14 protein-coding genes are annotated in these 17,058 nt (G+C 39.4%); 2 read left to right on the top strand and 12 right to left on the bottom strand.

Translation table 11 applies throughout. From position 1 onward, the window contains the following. Position 1: 1 nt before the first annotated feature. From EV146_RS23895 to EV146_RS23870, 6 genes are all read right to left on the bottom strand, one after another. Entirely contained in the window at positions 2 to 1,366 is a 1,365-nt protein-coding gene (locus EV146_RS23895; protein ID WP_132011247.1) for a response regulator transcription factor, read from the bottom strand. Beyond that, complete coding sequence (locus EV146_RS23890; protein ID WP_132011246.1) at positions 1,344 to 3,071, bottom strand: sensor histidine kinase; 1,728 nt, start codon at positions 3,069 to 3,071, stop codon at positions 1,344 to 1,346. The genes EV146_RS23895 and EV146_RS23890 overlap by 23 nt, the downstream gene beginning before the upstream one ends. A 20-nt stretch (positions 3,072 to 3,091) precedes the next feature. After that, the gene (locus EV146_RS23885; protein ID WP_158287202.1) at positions 3,092 to 4,030 is read right to left on the bottom strand and encodes a family 43 glycosylhydrolase; all 939 of its coding nucleotides are present in this window, start codon (positions 4,028 to 4,030) and stop codon (positions 3,092 to 3,094) included. A gap of 166 nt (positions 4,031 to 4,196) precedes the next feature. Beyond that, positions 4,197 to 5,879 carry a type 2 periplasmic-binding domain-containing protein gene (locus EV146_RS23880; protein WP_132011244.1) on the bottom strand — a complete coding sequence of 561 codons (1,683 nt, stop codon included), beginning with the start codon at positions 5,877 to 5,879 and terminating at the stop codon, positions 4,197 to 4,199. A 48-nt stretch (positions 5,880 to 5,927) separates the two neighbouring features. After that, the gene (locus tag EV146_RS23875; RefSeq protein WP_132011243.1) at positions 5,928 to 6,797 is read right to left on the bottom strand and encodes a carbohydrate ABC transporter permease; all 870 of its coding nucleotides are present in this window, start codon (positions 6,795 to 6,797) and stop codon (positions 5,928 to 5,930) included. A gap of 12 nt (positions 6,798 to 6,809) precedes the next feature. Beyond that, positions 6,810 to 7,781, bottom strand: a complete 972-nt coding sequence (locus EV146_RS23870) for an ABC transporter permease (RefSeq protein ID WP_132011298.1) — start codon at positions 7,779 to 7,781, stop codon at positions 6,810 to 6,812. 826 nt (positions 7,782 to 8,607) lie between these two features. Here EV146_RS23870 and EV146_RS23865 point away from each other — a divergent pair. Together EV146_RS23865 and EV146_RS23860 are read left to right on the top strand one after the other, a co-directional pair. Then, complete coding sequence (locus tag EV146_RS23865; RefSeq protein ID WP_132011242.1) at positions 8,608 to 8,895, top strand: hypothetical protein; 288 nt, start codon at positions 8,608 to 8,610, stop codon at positions 8,893 to 8,895. Between the two features lie 24 nt (positions 8,896 to 8,919). Next, positions 8,920 to 9,108, top strand: coding sequence for an IDEAL domain-containing protein (locus tag EV146_RS23860; RefSeq protein ID WP_132011241.1), 189 nt, complete (start codon positions 8,920 to 8,922; stop codon positions 9,106 to 9,108). 397 nt (positions 9,109 to 9,505) lie between these two features. On the opposite strand, the gene EV146_RS23855 is transcribed toward EV146_RS23860, so the two are convergent. From EV146_RS23855 to EV146_RS27740, 6 genes are all read right to left on the bottom strand, one after another. Next, positions 9,506 to 10,528: a LacI family DNA-binding transcriptional regulator gene (locus EV146_RS23855; RefSeq protein ID WP_241994039.1), complete on the bottom strand. Its 1,023-nt coding sequence runs from the start codon at positions 10,526 to 10,528 to the stop codon at positions 9,506 to 9,508. Between the two features lie 78 nt (positions 10,529 to 10,606). Then, positions 10,607 to 12,358, bottom strand: coding sequence for a glycoside hydrolase family 13 protein (locus tag EV146_RS23850; RefSeq protein WP_132011239.1), 1,752 nt, complete (start codon positions 12,356 to 12,358; stop codon positions 10,607 to 10,609). A gap of 18 nt (positions 12,359 to 12,376) precedes the next feature. Then, positions 12,377 to 13,216, bottom strand: a complete 840-nt coding sequence (locus EV146_RS23845; protein ID WP_121614142.1) for a sugar ABC transporter permease — start codon at positions 13,214 to 13,216, stop codon at positions 12,377 to 12,379. Continuing rightward, positions 13,213 to 14,619, bottom strand: a complete 1,407-nt coding sequence (locus EV146_RS23840; RefSeq protein WP_132011238.1) for a sugar ABC transporter permease — start codon at positions 14,617 to 14,619, stop codon at positions 13,213 to 13,215. Before EV146_RS23840 ends, EV146_RS23845 begins: the two co-directional genes overlap by 4 nt. A 54-nt stretch (positions 14,620 to 14,673) precedes the next feature. Then, positions 14,674 to 15,987, bottom strand: a complete 1,314-nt coding sequence (locus EV146_RS23835) for a sugar ABC transporter substrate-binding protein (protein ID WP_241994038.1) — start codon at positions 15,985 to 15,987, stop codon at positions 14,674 to 14,676. Positions 15,988 to 16,791: 804 nt separating this feature from the next. Continuing rightward, the coding region (locus EV146_RS27740) for a nuclear transport factor 2 family protein (protein ID WP_206751985.1) at positions 16,792 to 17,058 on the bottom strand (267 nt) is incomplete at its 5' end.

Below are 17,058 nucleotides of genomic sequence, written 5' to 3'. Positions count from 1 at the left end.
TCTACCCCTGCCTAATTTTTTCTCTGCGGTATTGGTGAGGTGTTATGCCATACTGTGACTTGAATTGTTTTATAAAATATTGAGGTTTTTTGTAACCGACCATTTGGGAAATATCATTGACATGTAATTTGGAGCCCCTCAATAGTTTTGCCGCTTTTTCCAAACGCTTCCGTGATATATAAGTCGATAAGTTTTCACCGGTCTCCTGCTTATAGAGCTTTGATAGATAAACAGGATGGAGGTAAACGATATTTCCTAAATCATCTAGATTCATATCCTCACCAAGATGGTCATCAATAAATGTATGGATGGTATCGATTATGTCCCCTTTGGAAAACCTTTCGTTTCGTTGGATTTCAACTGTGTCCAGTATAATGGATTGAAATGCGGCATCTGGATTGGTCAACTGGTTAAATATCCAATTTTTTACGTTGGCAGATGGCAGTCTTTTATTAGTAAAGTAGAGGAAATTAATCAATTCAAGAAGATAGATTGTCTTTTGTTTGACTGAAATCATTCGGGAGTATTCCTTGAGGATATCTTTTTTGGCATATCCCCATTCTCCTTCTTCCAGTTTTGTAAATGAAGCACAATTACGCAGCATTTCAAGTTCACTGGTACTTACATTTTCTTGAAAGAAAAACTTGTAGAAAAAATGCCTGACGGTATTTTTATTACTGAACTCGAAACACTCTGAAAAGGTGATATTCTCAATGTTCTTTTCAAGTACCTCAACATGTGAATTCAACACAATTCCAGCTATGTTCGAACCGGTTGACCATATGAAGGCGTCTAAACCGCTGTTATTGTCTCTAAGTGTCATTTCATCCTTCTTTGGTATCTGTGGGACTTGAAAAAAGCAAAACTGTTTCCCCTTCAAAGCACCATCATACAGATTGTAATCCTTGATTAAAAATCGATGTTCACAGACGACTGAAAGCAAATAACCAAGGCCATCGAACTCCCCCCAAGCAAGGTCCTTTTCCAACCAATGTTGATCAATGGTCTTAACCACCTGATTCATCGCGGTTTCCAAATCCTCTTTGTCCACCGGTTTTAGCAAGTAATCGACTGCCCCCAATCGGATCGCTTTCTGCGAGTATTCGAAATCTGAATACCCCGAGAGAAAAATCACCTTTGTCCTTAGCTTTCTCTCATTGATATATTGCAGCAAGTCGATTCCGGACACCTCGGGCATGCGAATATCCGTGATGAGGATCGAGATCTGGTTCCGATTTAATATTTCTTTGGCCTCCACTGAATTTATGGTGGTCTGAACAGTTTCTATACCGAATTTTTCCCAGTCCAGTAAGTGTTTTAGGTATTCTACAATGTAATGACCGTCATCGACTATTAGCAACTGCATGTTTTACTCCTCCAGTAAGTGAAAAATCAATAAGAAACGAAACCGATAAGCCCCCCCAGTCATTTGTTATGAAATTCAACTTACTTTCCTCACCAAATGTATTTATAAGGCGATGATTAACATTCCAAAGGCCAACTCCGTTTTTCCCTCTAGGGGGTTGCGCCTTTCCAACTTTCATCACGAGTTCCTGGATTTCATCCGGTGTAAGCCCCTTTCCATCATTGGAGATGGTGATTAAGGCAAGGGAGCCTAGGGCTTGAACATTGATTGAAACACGGTGAGCACCTTGACGCTCTTCGATTCCATGTTGTATTGCATTTTCCACGATTGGCTGGATAATGAGGGGCATCATTGTATGCTCTCTTAGCTCAGGTGGAAGATTGATTTCATAATCAATCCTCTTACACAAAGACATAATGGATAAATAATGGTCTGCAAGTTCCAATTCAGAAGCCAGAGTGACTTCTTGTGAATCTTTCTTTGTCATATACCGATAGTATTCCGCCAGGTGCTTGCTCATCTTTATAACCGCATCGGGTGACGTTTTAGCCATTGACATGATGAAGAAGAGACTATTATAGAGGAAGTGTGGATTGATTTGGGCTTGTAACTGTTTCACTTCCGCATTTCTCCTGAGTTCAGTTTCGACCTTTAGGGAAGCAAAAAGGGCTTGGATTTGAATCACCATGTAATTAAAGCCCTTAAAAAGCCTGTTAAATTCATTATTTTGTTTATCAGTGATCCTTGCGCTATAATCTCCCTGTTCAACTTGATAGAACTTTGTCCTTAACAAATGAACATTTTGATAGAAATTTCGATAGAACAGGAAAATTAAAATTAGTCCAATGACTAAGATAACGACAATACTTAAGGAAAACACCTGGTTAATTTGCTTAAGTGGATTTAAAAATTCATTCGTCCGGGTATAAGTGACAAGAAAGGTATCGATGGGCTCGATATACTTCGTTAAAATATAATATTGATTATCACCTGTCTGATAATTAAACTCAGTAACCTTTTCGGGGTCAGGCCTAGCATTTTTTTTAATCTTTTCCACGATAGCTTTGCTGACACTCTGATCACTGATGACAGAATGTCTATTGACTAAGAAAAATGCTTTCGAGCCGCTCTCATTAAAGGACTCTTCAAGCAGGCTAGTTAAATAGGAAGTCTTGATTTTGACTCCTACAATATATTGGATATTTTTCGGATCTTTTGGTTGATGTATATATGGATAAACGGAGAAAAAATATAAACCGTCATTAATGGTTTGCCATCTCCGCTTCGTTACATTTACGAAGATATCCTTTGTAAACCTTCCCGGTGAAGTACTAATAAATACATCGCTCGACTTCCAATAAATTGCAATGGACTCCACAGCATTACTTGAGAGGAGCCGGTCATCTAACCGATTTGAAATAGCCACTTTTTTCATCTGTGCATCATAGATGCCCAACTCTTTTATTTGACTTTGATAGAACCGAACAGCCGGGTCTGCTGTGTACTGGACACCATACATATTTGCTTCATTAATACCTACATGAAGCATTTTGTCTGTATAGGATATCTGATTTTTGGACGCTTGAATCAAATTCTCTTTGAGGGTCCTTGCTCCTAAAAGATCTTGTACAAAAAATAAACCTAAAGTCAGCAGGAGGAAAAAAATGAAAAAATAAATAAATAGTTTCATATTTACTTTTTTCATCCCTTTCACATCCTTTTTACTTATTCATTAGTAAATTTGATTTTGCCCGAATCGGTTAATACGGCCTTTTCATAATAATTGATAGCCATCCTTTGGTTTGAAATTTCTAATGGCAATACCACATAGCTGGAGTTAAAGTAGTCCTTCGCATCCCAACGGTCACCAAAATAGAAGAGCTGTCCATCCTGGGTCTTTAAAATAAAAGCTGGCTGGCTTAAATAGGTGGTCTCGTCGCCGAAGTCCTGTAATACACTCCAAGGTCCTCCCATTTTTTTCGCGAAACCAAACTTGCCCTGATTAGGAGCCCATCCAGTACAAAAAGAATTACACATATAATAAACATTCTCATCTTTTATGACAGCAGGCGCTTCACGGTACTCACCTTGCCACAATTGTGCGACCAGTTTTTCAATATTTAAGTAATCATCCTGTAATCGATAGATATGGAGGTCTGCATTATCACGGGCTGCAGAAATGAAATAGGCCGTGCCGTCATCGTCCTGATAGAGGGTACAATCACGAGACATATAGCCTAATGGATTGAAATGACCATGATAAGTAAAATCCCCATCCGGTGTGTTACTAGTTGCAATTGCACAGGCCGCCTCTTTATAATTCTCTCCGTTTTCAAAATGGACCCAAAGAACAAATTGTTTCGTCTTTTCATTAAAGAGAACTTTAGGTCGTTCCAAATTGACTTTGCCACCATCTTCTCGCTTTAATTTCAGCTTGGTTCTAATACGCATTCCCGAAGTTGGACTATCAGTTGTCAGGATATGATTCCTAAATTCCCAGGTGAATAAGTCCTTGGAACGATAACAACTCACATAATAATGATTCCGACGGTCTTCGCCATACCAGTAGTAATAGTCATTATAAAATAGTATATGACCCCCATGGGCATGTATAAGGTTTCCGTCTTGATCCAACCATTTCCCACCATTTACGAGTTCCTTCACTGACCCCAACTCCTATTTCTTTAATATTATTATAATGATGTAATTGAACCTTTGACTATAAATAAAAAATTATACCTATGCATTATAGATTTGCATCCACCGTTGTTTTAGTGAAAGAGGAATCTGGATCTTTCCAGATTCCTCTTTTGACACCATTAGCAAAACCCTAATTCAATCCCATTTTCGACATAATATCGCCTTTGGTTGCATTGTTATACCAGTCGTTCACTTCTTCCGTTATTTGTTTACCGCCTTTTTCGTGCCAATCTTTTACAAAATCATCGTAGGCATCCAGTGGCAGTTTTCCGTAGATAATTTTGGTGAACGTCTCTTTTTCCATGGTTTGTAATTGTTCCCACGATGTTTCCATTGTCTTTGTAGGGGCGCCATTGAAAGCGTTTGGAACCAATGTATCACGGTTTTCATAAGAGATTACGTAACCTTCTTTGGTTGTTGGATCTGCTGCATCGGCTCTCATAAGTACACCATTATCAGGTTTAACCCCATTGGAAACATCATAGAAAGATTTGCCTGGACCATCAACACTTGGAGTGTTTTTCGTAAATGACATTTTGCCGACTCCCTGCACTTCATTCATTGGAGGGTCAAATTGCTTTGGATCAAAGACTACTTTCCCGTCCACAACATCATAGTCATAATCCTCCGCGAATCCATGTTGGAAGTCACCGGTACCAAATGCCGCATCATAAAGTTTGTCATAATATAAGAAGAATGCTTCCATGTTGTTAAAGTCCTTGTTGAACATGAAGACACCATCATTATTTTGGGCTGATTGATAAGTCTTGCCCCCATCTACACCCTTGATAAACGGATAAGCCTTGATTTTAGCTCCCTCAACATTCGCTTCTACGTCTTTTACACTTCCATATAGCCATGCACGGCCGATGATGATACCTGCTTTTCCTTCAGTGAAACCAGCTAATGCATCCCACGCGCCGAGAGTCCCCAACTCTTTGTTTAAGTAACCTTGCTTGTACCACTCGCTAAGTTTCCCTAAAGCTTCCTTCGTGCCTTTTGCAACAGAGCCATAATTAACCTTTCCGCCATTTTCGGTCCATTGATGTGGCAGGTTCTTGCCTGTATATGCACTGAAAATCATCACTGGGTCACTAACCCAACCGGTATTGTAGGAATCCTTCCCGGAGAACGTAAATCCGTAGGTATCCTTTTTGCCGTTTCCATCCGGATCATCATTTGTGAAGGCCGCAATAACCTTTTCAAATTCTTCTATATTCGTAGGGGCTTTCAAATTGAGTTTGTCCAACCAGTCTTGACGGATGAGCATAACTTGACCCTCGGTTAAGTTGGGGGAAATAGCCAGCCCGTAAACTTTGCCGTCCTTGACAAGAGGGTTAAAAGTTCCAGGGTATTGTGCATAAACTTTTTTTATCCGTTCTGGCATATATTTTTTAATGTCATCGGTTACTTCTTTGACACGTCCGGATTCAATCATGTCACTCATCAACTGTGTATCATAAACTGGGACGACATCAGGGAGTTTTTCCGAGCCAGTGAGTGCCAAACGTAACTTGGTATTGTAGTTTGCGGCATCTCCGCCTAATAAAGTTGTCTTCGTTTTGATGCCAAGGTTCTCCTCGGCCCAACGGGTTAGCACGTTATCATCGATGTTTTCTCCTTCTTTGTATTTCCCGGCATTTTCATCCTGCTGTTTCGCAATGGTCATTGTTATTGGAGGGTCGTATTTACCATCCTTTAATTTAGCCGGTGCCGATGACGAAGCGGCATCATTTCCCTTTTCCATGCAGCCAGTGAGCAAGGTGCTAGCAACGATTGCAGATGTGAAGATAAGACTTAATTTTTTTTTCATCGTATTTCCCCTTTATATTTATTTAGTAAAAAATTTCAAAACCTTTATCTATTCTTTTACTGAACCCATCACAATACCTTTAACAAAGTATTTTTGCAGGAATGGATAAACTAGGATAATAGGTAAGGTACTAATGAAAATCTGTGCGGCCTTGATACTTTGCTCTGACATGGCCTTTGCTGCGGTTGGATCTAAAGCCATATTTTGTGCAGAACTTTGTACTACAATCGTTTGCAAAAATGAAGCCAATGGATAGTTATTGGTATTTGACATATATAAAATTCCATCAAACCAGGAATTCCAGTTACCCACCATGATGAACAATCCAACAGTCGCTAATCCTGGAAGGGAGAGTGGCAAAAAGATTCTCCATAGAATGGTGAAGAATGAAGCACCATCGATAAGTGCTGCTTCCTCCAGTGCTTTCGGGATTGTCTTAAAGAAGTTCATGATTAGGATCAAGTTATAAGCCCCAAAAGCACCAGGGAGAACCAATGCCCAGATGGTATCCTTCATCCCCAGGCTTGTAACAAGGATGTAAGAGGGAATTAACCCACCAGAGAACAGCATGGTAAATATAAATATCCACATTAATGCGTTCCGTCCGCGGAAGTCTTTAGATAATGCATATCCAGCGGTTGTGATCAGGAACATACTAATAGCAGTCCCTAGAATTGTCCTGACAATTGATATTCCCATAGAGCGGACAAAGTTATCATTCTGAAAAGTTTTAACATACGAGTCTAAATTAAAGTCCACTGGCCAAAACAAGACTAAATTGCCATTAACCGCCGCCTTGCTGCTTAATGATTGCGCAAACAAATGGAGCAATGGCAGTAGGCATGTCAATGCAACGATGACAAGGAATATATTATTAAATAGTGAAAAAACTCTATATCCCTTTGATTTATGTGACACCGTCATTCCTCCTTAGAATATTTTATAATTCGCAACCTTATAAGCAATCCGATAGGCAACGATTATTAGTATCAGACTTATACCGGATTTAAATAGACCTACTGCAGTACCGAAGCCATATTGGCCACTCAATAAAGATGCGCGGTATACATACGTATCAATGATGTCGCCCGTACTATAAACGAGCGGATTGTACAAGTTGAAGATCTGGTCAAAACCCGCATCCAAAATATTTCCAAGGCTCAATGTGGACACCACGATAATGATCGGCATCATACCTGGCAATGTAACATGCCGTGTTTGTTGCCAGCGTGTGGCACCATCCATTTCAGCGGCTTCATAATAAGTAGGGTCAATCCCTGAAATGGCTGCCAAATACACAATCATCGCAAATCCAAAGTTCTTCCAAATATCACTGATGATAACCGTGGATCTAAATAAATCAGGATCCCCAAGAAAGAATATTGGTTCGACCCCAAAATTGGCAAGGAAGTGGTTGATGCCACCTTCAAGGCCTAAAATATCCAGCATGATCCCCGCAACAGTCACCCATGAAAGAAAATGAGGCAAGTAAACTAAAGTCTGGATCCCCTTTTTCAACCCCATATTCCTGACCTCGTTCAATAATAAGGCCATAACGATTGGGACGATAATACCGCAAATAATTTTTATTACGGCAATCACAATTGAATTAGTGATGGCCTGTTTTGATTCTTGGAATTCAAAGATTCTAGCAAAGTTGTCGAACCCTACCCATGGTGAATTTAAAATACCCAGCCAGGGCTTGTAGTCTTGGAACGCCATTAGCAAACCGCCCATCGGAGCGTAGGAGAAAACGATAACGAAAACTAGAGATGGTAAACATAATACATATAAAGGCCAATTTTTCTTTATTTCCTTTTTCCAAGGAATCTTATTAACCTTTACCTTCCTTGCTTTTTTTACCTCCACTTGTTTAACATCGGCTTGTACTATTTGTGCCATCATTTTCCCCCTTTATTTATAATCCTTTAACACATCTTACGTCTTAGGTTTTTCGAAACCAGTAATTTGATCCGGAATCCCTCTCTATAATTTATAAAGCCGAAAGAACAACCGATAAATTAAACACTGGTATCCAAAAATACTAGAATTTTCTTCTTCAAAAATGAAAAACACAAGGTGGTAAGCGCTTACAATCTTTATATTTTTAATTCTAACAAATACTTACATAATCGAATATGTCACTTTTTTAACATCATATCCATTTATTTAGTATGATTTGATTATTTAATGTGACCTCTATATAAATTGACTATACACCCACTTTTTTTGTCCGGAATAAGACATTGCTTGTTATCTTTATCTCTCTAGGGCGCAGTCAACAACGTCTGATATAAACGAGCACTATACTTTATGGAATACAAAAAAATCCATCGCTAGTTGGATGGACGTTTTAAATTATTTTGTTTTTGATAAAAACGGCCGCTGATTACCCCCAGGATACTGAACAAGATTAATCCCTACATAGCTTCAATCATAGCATGGTAATTGTACCGTAGCATTTCTAGAAATAACACAAAAGGATAAACTACGTTTTAATTTATATTTAATGTTAGGTAAATGTCGTTTCCGTTTAAAGGTTACAAAAATATAAATATGTATAAATATAAAAATTTTAGAAAAGAATAAGGTTATAAGGGTTTAATTGATAAAAAATGTATTAAAAACGCTTACAAAATGCAACATTATTTGATGTTCTAATGCTGTATAGTAATAGAACATATTTTATTCCTGAATTGATAATAATTTGATAGGGGAGAGGTAATTGATGAATCAGAATTCAAAAATTGACAGAGTTGCATTTCTTGAAGAACAAGTGATTTGTTACATGAAAAATCTTTTAGTTGATAGCCCATATCATGTTTTGATTTATTTTGAAAAACAAGTGAACAGATATACGTCCATGTTAAAAGAGGGAAAACCTTACCCTGCCAGTGTAGAGAACACTTTACTGCACCTCATACGGGAATACTCTTCGTTTATTTCGGAAGTAAAGGAGTACCTTAAAATTAAAACTACAGTTGGAAATTATTCGTCGGGGGACGTCATGGCATAATTCAAAAGTTAAGGAGGTGGCTACATGGATAACGATACATTTATTTCATCCAACGCACAAAAGAAGACCGATTCTGAACTGGCTGAATTATTCCTCGATAAAGCCCTTCATGACTTTCGCGAGACTCAGATACGGAAACTGATTGATCATTCTCTCATAAATCACGACAAGGATGAGTTCCTGCGGTTAACGGAAGCGTTAAAGAATCTATAGGTAATCGGTATTTATAGCTGATAAAACTCCTATAAACCTAGCCTCTAAGGATAAAGCCTCATAAGCAATTAAGAATGCCATAGAATGTTATTCATAACAGTTAGCTTAGAAGATAACGAATTAAACATTATAATTATTAATATTAATAAATACCAAAATATTAATAATAACATTATTGGTTCTATGGATCGATAACTTCCCATATTAAGAATACCAACGTATGTATTGAACAACATCTGTGTGAAGACCTTTTCCCAAATTAGTGCCTTGAAACCTAATTTAAGAGCTCTTCCAATTCTAAACTTATAGCTAAAAAGGCATCTCACCGCTTAAGTGAGATGCTTTTAGTATTGTGAAAATCTCTTGTAAGCTATGTGGGGCTGTTTGTCCGGTTAAATTAACATGGCTGCTTCGCTCTAACGGCTTTCGCCAGCATACACACGCTATCTCTTTCTACGATTTCATGCTGCATAATAGAACTTTCAGATGGTCTACCTGTTTGTATCATTTGAAAAACCTTTTCCGCCGCTGTCCGACCCATTCTTCTAAGTGGAAGCGAAACTGCCGTTAATTTTGGAATCGACATATCCGCAACTCGTAAATTGTCATGACTAATGATCGATACATCATGTGGTACTTTTATTCCCAGTCTGTCAGCGGCAGTTATTGCTCCCACAGCCATCTCATCACTGATAATGTAAGCCGCTGTAATGTCGGGTGCCTGAAGCATAAGCTTTCTGAAAAAATGCACACCATCTTCAAAAGCGAAGCCACTGCTAAACACAATACGCTCTTGATTAAAGATTATATCGTTGTCCTCCAAAGCCTTCCTGTATCCATCCGCCCTCAAACTCGGGCCATTTTCATGGAATGCAATCATTCCAATTCTCTCGTGACCTTTATCAATTAAATGCTTTACTGCCGAATACGCAATTGCCCGATTATCGACTTGAACAGATGGAAGCCTATTGTCAAACTTTTCAGTGCCAAGCAATACTACCGGCACGGCCATTCTTTTTACATAATCATAGTATTCTTCCTCAAGCTTGGGCCCAATAATAATAACTCCGTCTACGCGTTTTTCATTAAGAACTTGCAAGTATTTCATTGTTTTGGCACCAAATGAATCAGTAGAGCAAATAATGACGCTTAACCCTTCTTCATGTGCCTTTTCTTCAATACCGTGAAGGAGTTCCATGCCAAATGCATTGATGAAATGAGGCAGTAAAACGCCTATTGTATGCGTCCTCTTGTTAATCAGCCCCCGAGCCAAAGCATTCGGCTGATAGTTTAGCTCCTTTATCGCTGCTAGCACTTTTCTTTTCGTTTCCTCGGAATAACCAGACTGGTTATTAACAATGCGCGAGACCGTCGCTATTGACACATTGGCCTTCTTTGCTACATCTTTAATTGTATGCACGATGTCGTACCCTGCTTTCTATATGTCGTAAACGTTTACGTGAAAAGCGTATCACGGCATCATACCAATGACAATCCTCTAATTTACCGGGACCATCTTTGTTTTGCGGTACAACAGCTTAAACCCTTTTCCTTCTATTGTTGTATGATCGCTTAACTGTTCCTGGTCCCATATATCACGCTGCCCATAAAAGTCGTTCGGAACCGTTACCTTCAATGGCTCAGTCCCCCGGTTAATCATAATAAGCAGCTGTTCATCACTGCTTGTTTTCGTATAACTGATTATGTCCGGATGCAAATTGGTCCATTGGAAAGCACCGTCGTTTCCAAACAGGGGTACCTGTTTTCTTAGTTTAATCAATTCTTGGACATTTTTTAACAGACCCCGGTCCTGCCTGCCTTCTTCCCAAATCATACATTTCCGACAGCCGGGGTCATTTCCGCCAGTCATCCCGATTTCATCACCATAGTAAATACACGGTGACCCTGGAAAAGACAATTGGAACAGAAACATGTGTAAAAGATTTTCTTTGTTATCTTCCGCAATGCTTAAAATTCGTTCAGTGTCGTGACTGCCCAGTAAATTAAACGCCACCTCATTCACAGACTCTGGGTACGACTGCAATACATGAGTAATTTCTTGCTCAAACTCGCTTTTGGTCGTTTTTTCTTTTGCGAAAAAGTCAAGGACCGCATTAGTAAATCGATAGTTCATGACCGCGTCAAACTGGTCTCCTTGAAGCCAAGGCATTGCGTCATGCCAAATTTCTCCCAGTATATATACATCCGGTTTTATAGAATGCACCGCCTGCCTGAATTCACGCCAAAATTGATGATCCACTTCATTTGCCACATCGAGGCGCCAGCCGTCAATACCAAATTCTTCCACCCAATATTTTGCCACCTTGATAAGGTAATCCTTAACTTCCGGATTTTCCGTATTCAATTTTGGCATGACCTCAGCAAAAGCAAAAGTATCATAATTCAACTGGCCTTCTTCTATTAAAGGAAACTTACGAATGTGAAACCAATCTTTATAGTCCGAACGTTCCCCGTTTTTGATCACGTCCTTAAATGGAGCAAAGGAAGCTCCGCTATGATTGAATACAGCATCAAGCATTACACGGATGCCACGCTTATGGCATTGTTCCACCAATTCCGCAAATGATTTCTTATCACCAAATTGCGGATCTAGCTCCATATAATCCGTCGTATCATATTTATGATTCGTTTCCGCCTTGAAAATCGGTGTTAAATAAATACCGTTTATCCCCAGTTCATCTAAATAATCCAGACGGTTGATAATTCCCTGTATATCACCACCAAAATAGTTTTGGGGGGATGGTTTCCCGCCCCATGGCAACGTACCCAATGGATTCAATTGGGGATCGCCATTTTCAAACCTCTCAGGAAAAATTTGATACCAAATCGTGTTTTTCACCCATTCTGGTGCTTTAAAGACATCCACAGCATTCAAAAAAGGGAAACAAAAATAGGAATCAATACGGCTTGGTTCCTTTTCCTGAAAGCCTCGCTCTGTGTAGTAAGTCTCCTCTATTTCACTCATACATTTAAACCCATACCGCAACCTGCGGAAAGGGGGTTTTATTTCAGCAAACCAATAATCAAACAGCCCGTCGGAACCTGCCAGGTGCATCGTCATTATATCGCGCTGCCACGTTCCATTTTTCCAGACATATGGATCTCCATATATGAGCTCGACTTTTGTTAAATCACCTTTTTTCGCACGTATCCTGATATGAATGGTTTGCTCATCGTACGCGTATGCAAAATTATTTTTGGGACGATGATATATCGCTTCCTTCAGCATAAAGTTCCTCCTATGGTCCTAACCTTTGTTTGCTCCTGCTTTTAGTCCATTAACGAGATGGTCCTGAAAAATAAAGAACAAAATTGTGATTGGCACTGCAACGAGCACCGCCCCAGCCGCAAAATTTGTGAATTCGGTATTGGCCCGGCCTGTAATCATCTCAAACAATCCGACAGCCAGCGTCTTTTTTTCGTCCGAGCGTAAAACAAGACGGGCAAAGATAAAGTCCATCCAGGGGCCAATAAAATTCGTCACCGCAATGAACACTAAAATTGGCGTAGAGAGCGGCATCATAATTTTATAAAAAATCTTTACGTCACTGGCACCATCTATTTTTGCGGCTTCTTCCAGGCTTCTCGGTATGCCATCAAAATATCCTTTCACAAGCCAGGCACCAAATGGTATGGACCCACCTGCATAAACGAGGATCAGCCCCCAGTGGTTGTCCAATAAATTCACCTGCAATAGTAAGATATAAATCGCGATCATTCCCATAAAGCTAGGAAACATTTGAAGGACTAGCATCGCCATCAATCCTTGTTTTCGGCCGGGGAAACGAAACCGGGAAAAAGCGTAAGCCGCCGTTACCACTAAAATCGTCGACAATATCATATTCCAAAAGGCAATCTTAAACGTATTCCAGTACCAGAGCGGATAATCGGTTTCATTGAACAAATACTGATAGTGAACAAACGAAATAGATTCTGGTATGAAACGGGTTGTAAATAATGAGTCTCCTGGGTTCAACGAACCGGATACAATCCACATAACCGGATATAAAATTGCTACTGTGGTCAAAATTAATACAGCATATATAAGTGCATGGCCGAGTTTTCGTCCTAAACTGATATTTGTCATGACATCATGTCCTCCTCTTTAAAGGCCCTTGTGCGTCTGAAATTCCAGATTGAAAATATGGAGATCACCATGAAGATCAGAATCGATACACATGAAGCGACAGCGAACTGGCTGTTATCGAGTGTCAGTTTGTAAATCCAACTGATCAAAATATCGGTGGACCCTGCATAAGAATAATCAATATTGACTGGTCCGCCTTCTGTCATTAAATAAATGATATTAAAGTTATTAAAGTTACCTGCAAACGACATAATGGCAAGTGGTGCTGTAGCAAACATTATGAGCGGCATGGTAATCTTCCAAAACTTTTGTGAACCCCCTGCTCCATCCACTTCGGCTGCTTCGTAAAGTTCTTTATCAATGCTCGTTAATACCCCACTCATGAGAACCATCCAAAATGGGAAGCCAAACCACATATTAACCACAATTAGAGTCACCTTAGCTAAAAATGGATCCGAAAGCCAGGGAATCGCCTGATTAATAATGCCTAAGTCAATCAAATACCGATTGATCGGACCGAATTCACCATTAAAAATATTTCGCATAATTAGAATAGAAATAAACTGGGGAATGGCCCATGGCAGAATGAACATGCTTCGCCAAAAGCGCTTAAACCTGATCCCTTTTTGATTCAAAATAATCGCAAACGCAAGGCCTAAAAAAAACGTCGTCACGGTAGAAAGAATGGCCCAGACGATTGTCCAGGAAAATACTCCATAAAAGGTAGTGCTCCACGTTTTCATCTGGAACAACTGTACAAATGTATCCAGGCCTACCCAATCCACAAGGCTTTTGGGAGCTAAGTGATTCGGTGCTGAGTAGTTAGTAAATGCAATCAACACACCGAACAATAAGGGGAGAATGGTCAAGAATGCCGTAAACAAAACAGAGGGAGTCAACAACAAATAAGGGAACCCGTTATCCCATATGTTTTTAAACATTTCCTTTGCATCATTGGACTTAATGCCCCGCTGTCTCTTAAGGGCAACTTTGTAAGCATCACGGACATTAAAATAGTAAAACCAAAGTAAGAGGAGGAAAGAAATAAGAAATAATATCCCTTCTATCATCAAGAAAATGGAGTGGTCTCCCTGGACAATAGCAAATCCATCCCTACCCTGCGGTGTTTCACCCAGTGTCGTTAACCCCCACATCCCCCACTGAAACGGTACGGTCCAAAAAACAAGAAGATACAATTCCAACGCTGCAAAGCTAAGCCCTTTTAGTATCTGCCGATTATACAGTTGGCCAAGTCCCATGAACAATAAAGAGAGAATGGCAGCCTTTTTAGCGCTGGGTCTATAAATTTTCCTAGGTGAAGCAGGTTTTTGTTCTTGCTTCTTTACATTTTGAGATGTTGTACCTATTGATTTATCCCATTCTTCGTTTCGTAGAGAGTTCATATTTGATCCTCCTTAACCGGAAAGCCGGGCTTGTCCCAGCTCTCCGGTTGATTGTTATTTTGTTTGAGAAGCTATCGACTGCTTGATTTGCTGAACCCCTTTATCAAGGGCTTCTTTTGAATCTGTATCGTTATTCCAGATAGATGTGAAGGCCATTTCCATACTACTCCAAACCGATTGCATTTCTGTGATATTTGGCATCGGAACAGCTGTGGCTACCTGCAAAGCAAAAGCCGCATTAACTTCATCGTCTTTGACCTTCTTATCATCAAGCAGTTTTTGCGTTGGTGGAAGTTGGCCAGTCATCTCAAAGCGCTTCATCAACATTTCATCGCTTGTCGCAAATTTTGCCAGTAAGGTAGCGGCTTGCGGATACTTGCTGTACGCGTTTACATAATAACCTTTCACCCCTGAAAAAGGCGTTGGTTCCTCGCCATTTGGCAAGGTCGGAATTGGGGAAATGCCAAAGTTGATACCTGCCTCCTGCAACCCATTAACAGCCCATGGACCGGTAATGTTATAAAGTAGCTTCCCTTCATTGAAATAGGAGGAGACTACGTCACCTGTTATGTCTTCTTTTTTCAGAGGCAAAATTTCATCCCGAATTTTCTTGACGAAATCAGCTGCCTTCACAGAGCCTTCGTTGCTTAAACCGATATCACTCGGATCGGTGTTGTTTTCACCGAAAATGTACCCGCCCATTCCCCCAAGGAATGCATAGTTAATATAAAAGTTGCCTGGCTCAATCATAAGCCCGTATGACCCGGGATTCTCAGCCATAAATTCTTTTGATTGCTGAATCAGTTCATCCATTGTTTTGGCCGGCTTAAAGCCCATTTTGTCAAGTAGGTCTTTATTATAAACAAGGGCCACACTTTCAACAGAAGTCGGAAATCCATAGACTTTTGATTCACCTGAAACATCTTTGTTTGATACCGCTGATATCGCCCCTTCCAAAAAGTGAGCCTTGTATTCGTCTGCATAATAATTGTCATAAATGAGACCGGCTGTATTCATTGCACCAACATGGTCGCTTGCTGCACTGAATACATCTGCGCCTAGCCCAGCAGGTCCATCTGTCTGCAATTTCCCCGGAGCATCCGTATGTGATACTACCTCGACCTTAACCGGGACATCGTATTTTTCTCTGAACTTCTCGGCAACGTATTTTGCCCATTCTCCTTCTGAATCGTCATTGTCCCACAGTAAAAGCTGTGCTCCTTTTTCCGGTTTGATTTCTTCTACGGTGCTAGTTTTTGTGTTCGAATTGTCTGGTGACGATGTTGACTGTTGTCCGCCCGGTTTGCTACAAGCTGAGAGAACGAATATTAAAATTGCAATGACCGAGAGATTAACCAACTTTTTCAATGAAATCCCGCCTTTTCTCATTTTTCGTTTCCTAAACTATCGATACCATTTACTTAAACGTTTACGTAAGTTTCAAAGAATTAGGTAAACGTTTACGTACTTCGTTCACTCCTTTATTGGGTAAACGTTTACGTTACGGTTAAAAATAAAAACTTTCAGTAACGGTCTTTTTCACTTGAAGCCTTCCAAAATCTCTTTTTTAATTGTTCATGCAAACGTTTGCTCAATTACAAAAAATTAAACAGTGGGTAAAGACCACCTCCGTAAGAAATCGTTTTCATAATTATAGTATTGTAGATTATAAATAACAACGGTTTTTTGAAAATTAGTACAAATCTCTCAATTTACTTTAAGTAAAAATAATAAGAAAGTAGATTATTAAGAAGGGGCATTTCCAATGGGACGTTGGGCCAGCATGCCTTGATTTCCGTCGAATTAGATTTTCAATTTTCTCAAAAACATGATAAACGTTTTTATCTTGATAATGGTCCACTATTAACCTCATTTTACTTTATTACCCTTTCTGCAAAATATCCACTTACTATATGGCAATTTAGGAAAAATTACCCTATATAATATTTCAGGTAACCAATATAATTAACCTAATGATTTCCCCCAATCATTGGATAGAGTAGTACCCCTGGACCCCGTTTTAAAATCTGGGTCTTTTTTGTATCTTATCCAAAGGTATTTGAGTGTTTAGTTACAATTCATCGGTTTAATCCCTATAAATCGGATTCCTTACCTGTAGTCACTTCACCGTTTTTAGCCATATATGATTTAGATATATTCTTTCTACCAAATTCAAGCCTTATTGGCTTCCCCCCAGAATTGTTTACTCATGTACGGCCTTTGAATAAATCTATTAAAAATAAATTGATTCTTCCTGCTATACTGGTACCAACTTTTATTAGATTTACGGATGAATAAAAGAGTCATAGATATATAGATAGAGACATGGGTTCTACCTATCTTTCCTCCCTCTATAAATATTGATATATCAACGGTTTGACCCGTTGGTGGGATGTCAAAAAATATTTTTTTGACATACGCCCTAACAGATATTAATAA

The organism is Mesobacillus foraminis (assembly GCF_004340465.1).
GTDB lineage: Bacteria > Bacillota > Bacilli > Bacillales > Cytobacillaceae > Mesobacillus_B > Mesobacillus_B foraminis.
Note: the sequence above shows the minus strand (reverse complement) of the source record. Positions and strands in the feature narration are given on the sequence as shown.

What these genes read in the sequence shown, in the direction of transcription:
- EV146_RS23895 (WP_132011247.1), bottom strand. Translation starts at nt 1,366, where the DNA reads ATGCAGTTGCTAATAGTCGATGACGGTCATTACATTGTAGAATACCTA.
- EV146_RS23890 (WP_132011246.1), bottom strand. Translation starts at nt 3,071, where the DNA reads ATGAAAAAAGTAAATATGAAACTATTTATTTATTTTTTCATTTTTTTC.
- EV146_RS23880 (WP_132011244.1), bottom strand. Translation starts at nt 5,879, where the DNA reads ATGAAAAAAAAATTAAGTCTTATCTTCACATCTGCAATCGTTGCTAGC.
- EV146_RS23870 (WP_132011298.1), bottom strand. Translation starts at nt 7,781, where the DNA reads ATGGCACAAATAGTACAAGCCGATGTTAAACAAGTGGAGGTAAAAAAA.
- EV146_RS23865 (WP_132011242.1), top strand. Translation starts at nt 8,608, where the DNA reads ATGAATCAGAATTCAAAAATTGACAGAGTTGCATTTCTTGAAGAACAA.
- EV146_RS23860 (WP_132011241.1), top strand. Translation starts at nt 8,920, where the DNA reads ATGGATAACGATACATTTATTTCATCCAACGCACAAAAGAAGACCGAT.
- EV146_RS23850 (WP_132011239.1), bottom strand. Translation starts at nt 12,358, where the DNA reads ATGCTGAAGGAAGCGATATATCATCGTCCCAAAAATAATTTTGCATAC.
- EV146_RS23845 (WP_121614142.1), bottom strand. Translation starts at nt 13,216, where the DNA reads ATGACAAATATCAGTTTAGGACGAAAACTCGGCCATGCACTTATATAT.
- EV146_RS23840 (WP_132011238.1), bottom strand. Translation starts at nt 14,619, where the DNA reads ATGAACTCTCTACGAAACGAAGAATGGGATAAATCAATAGGTACAACA.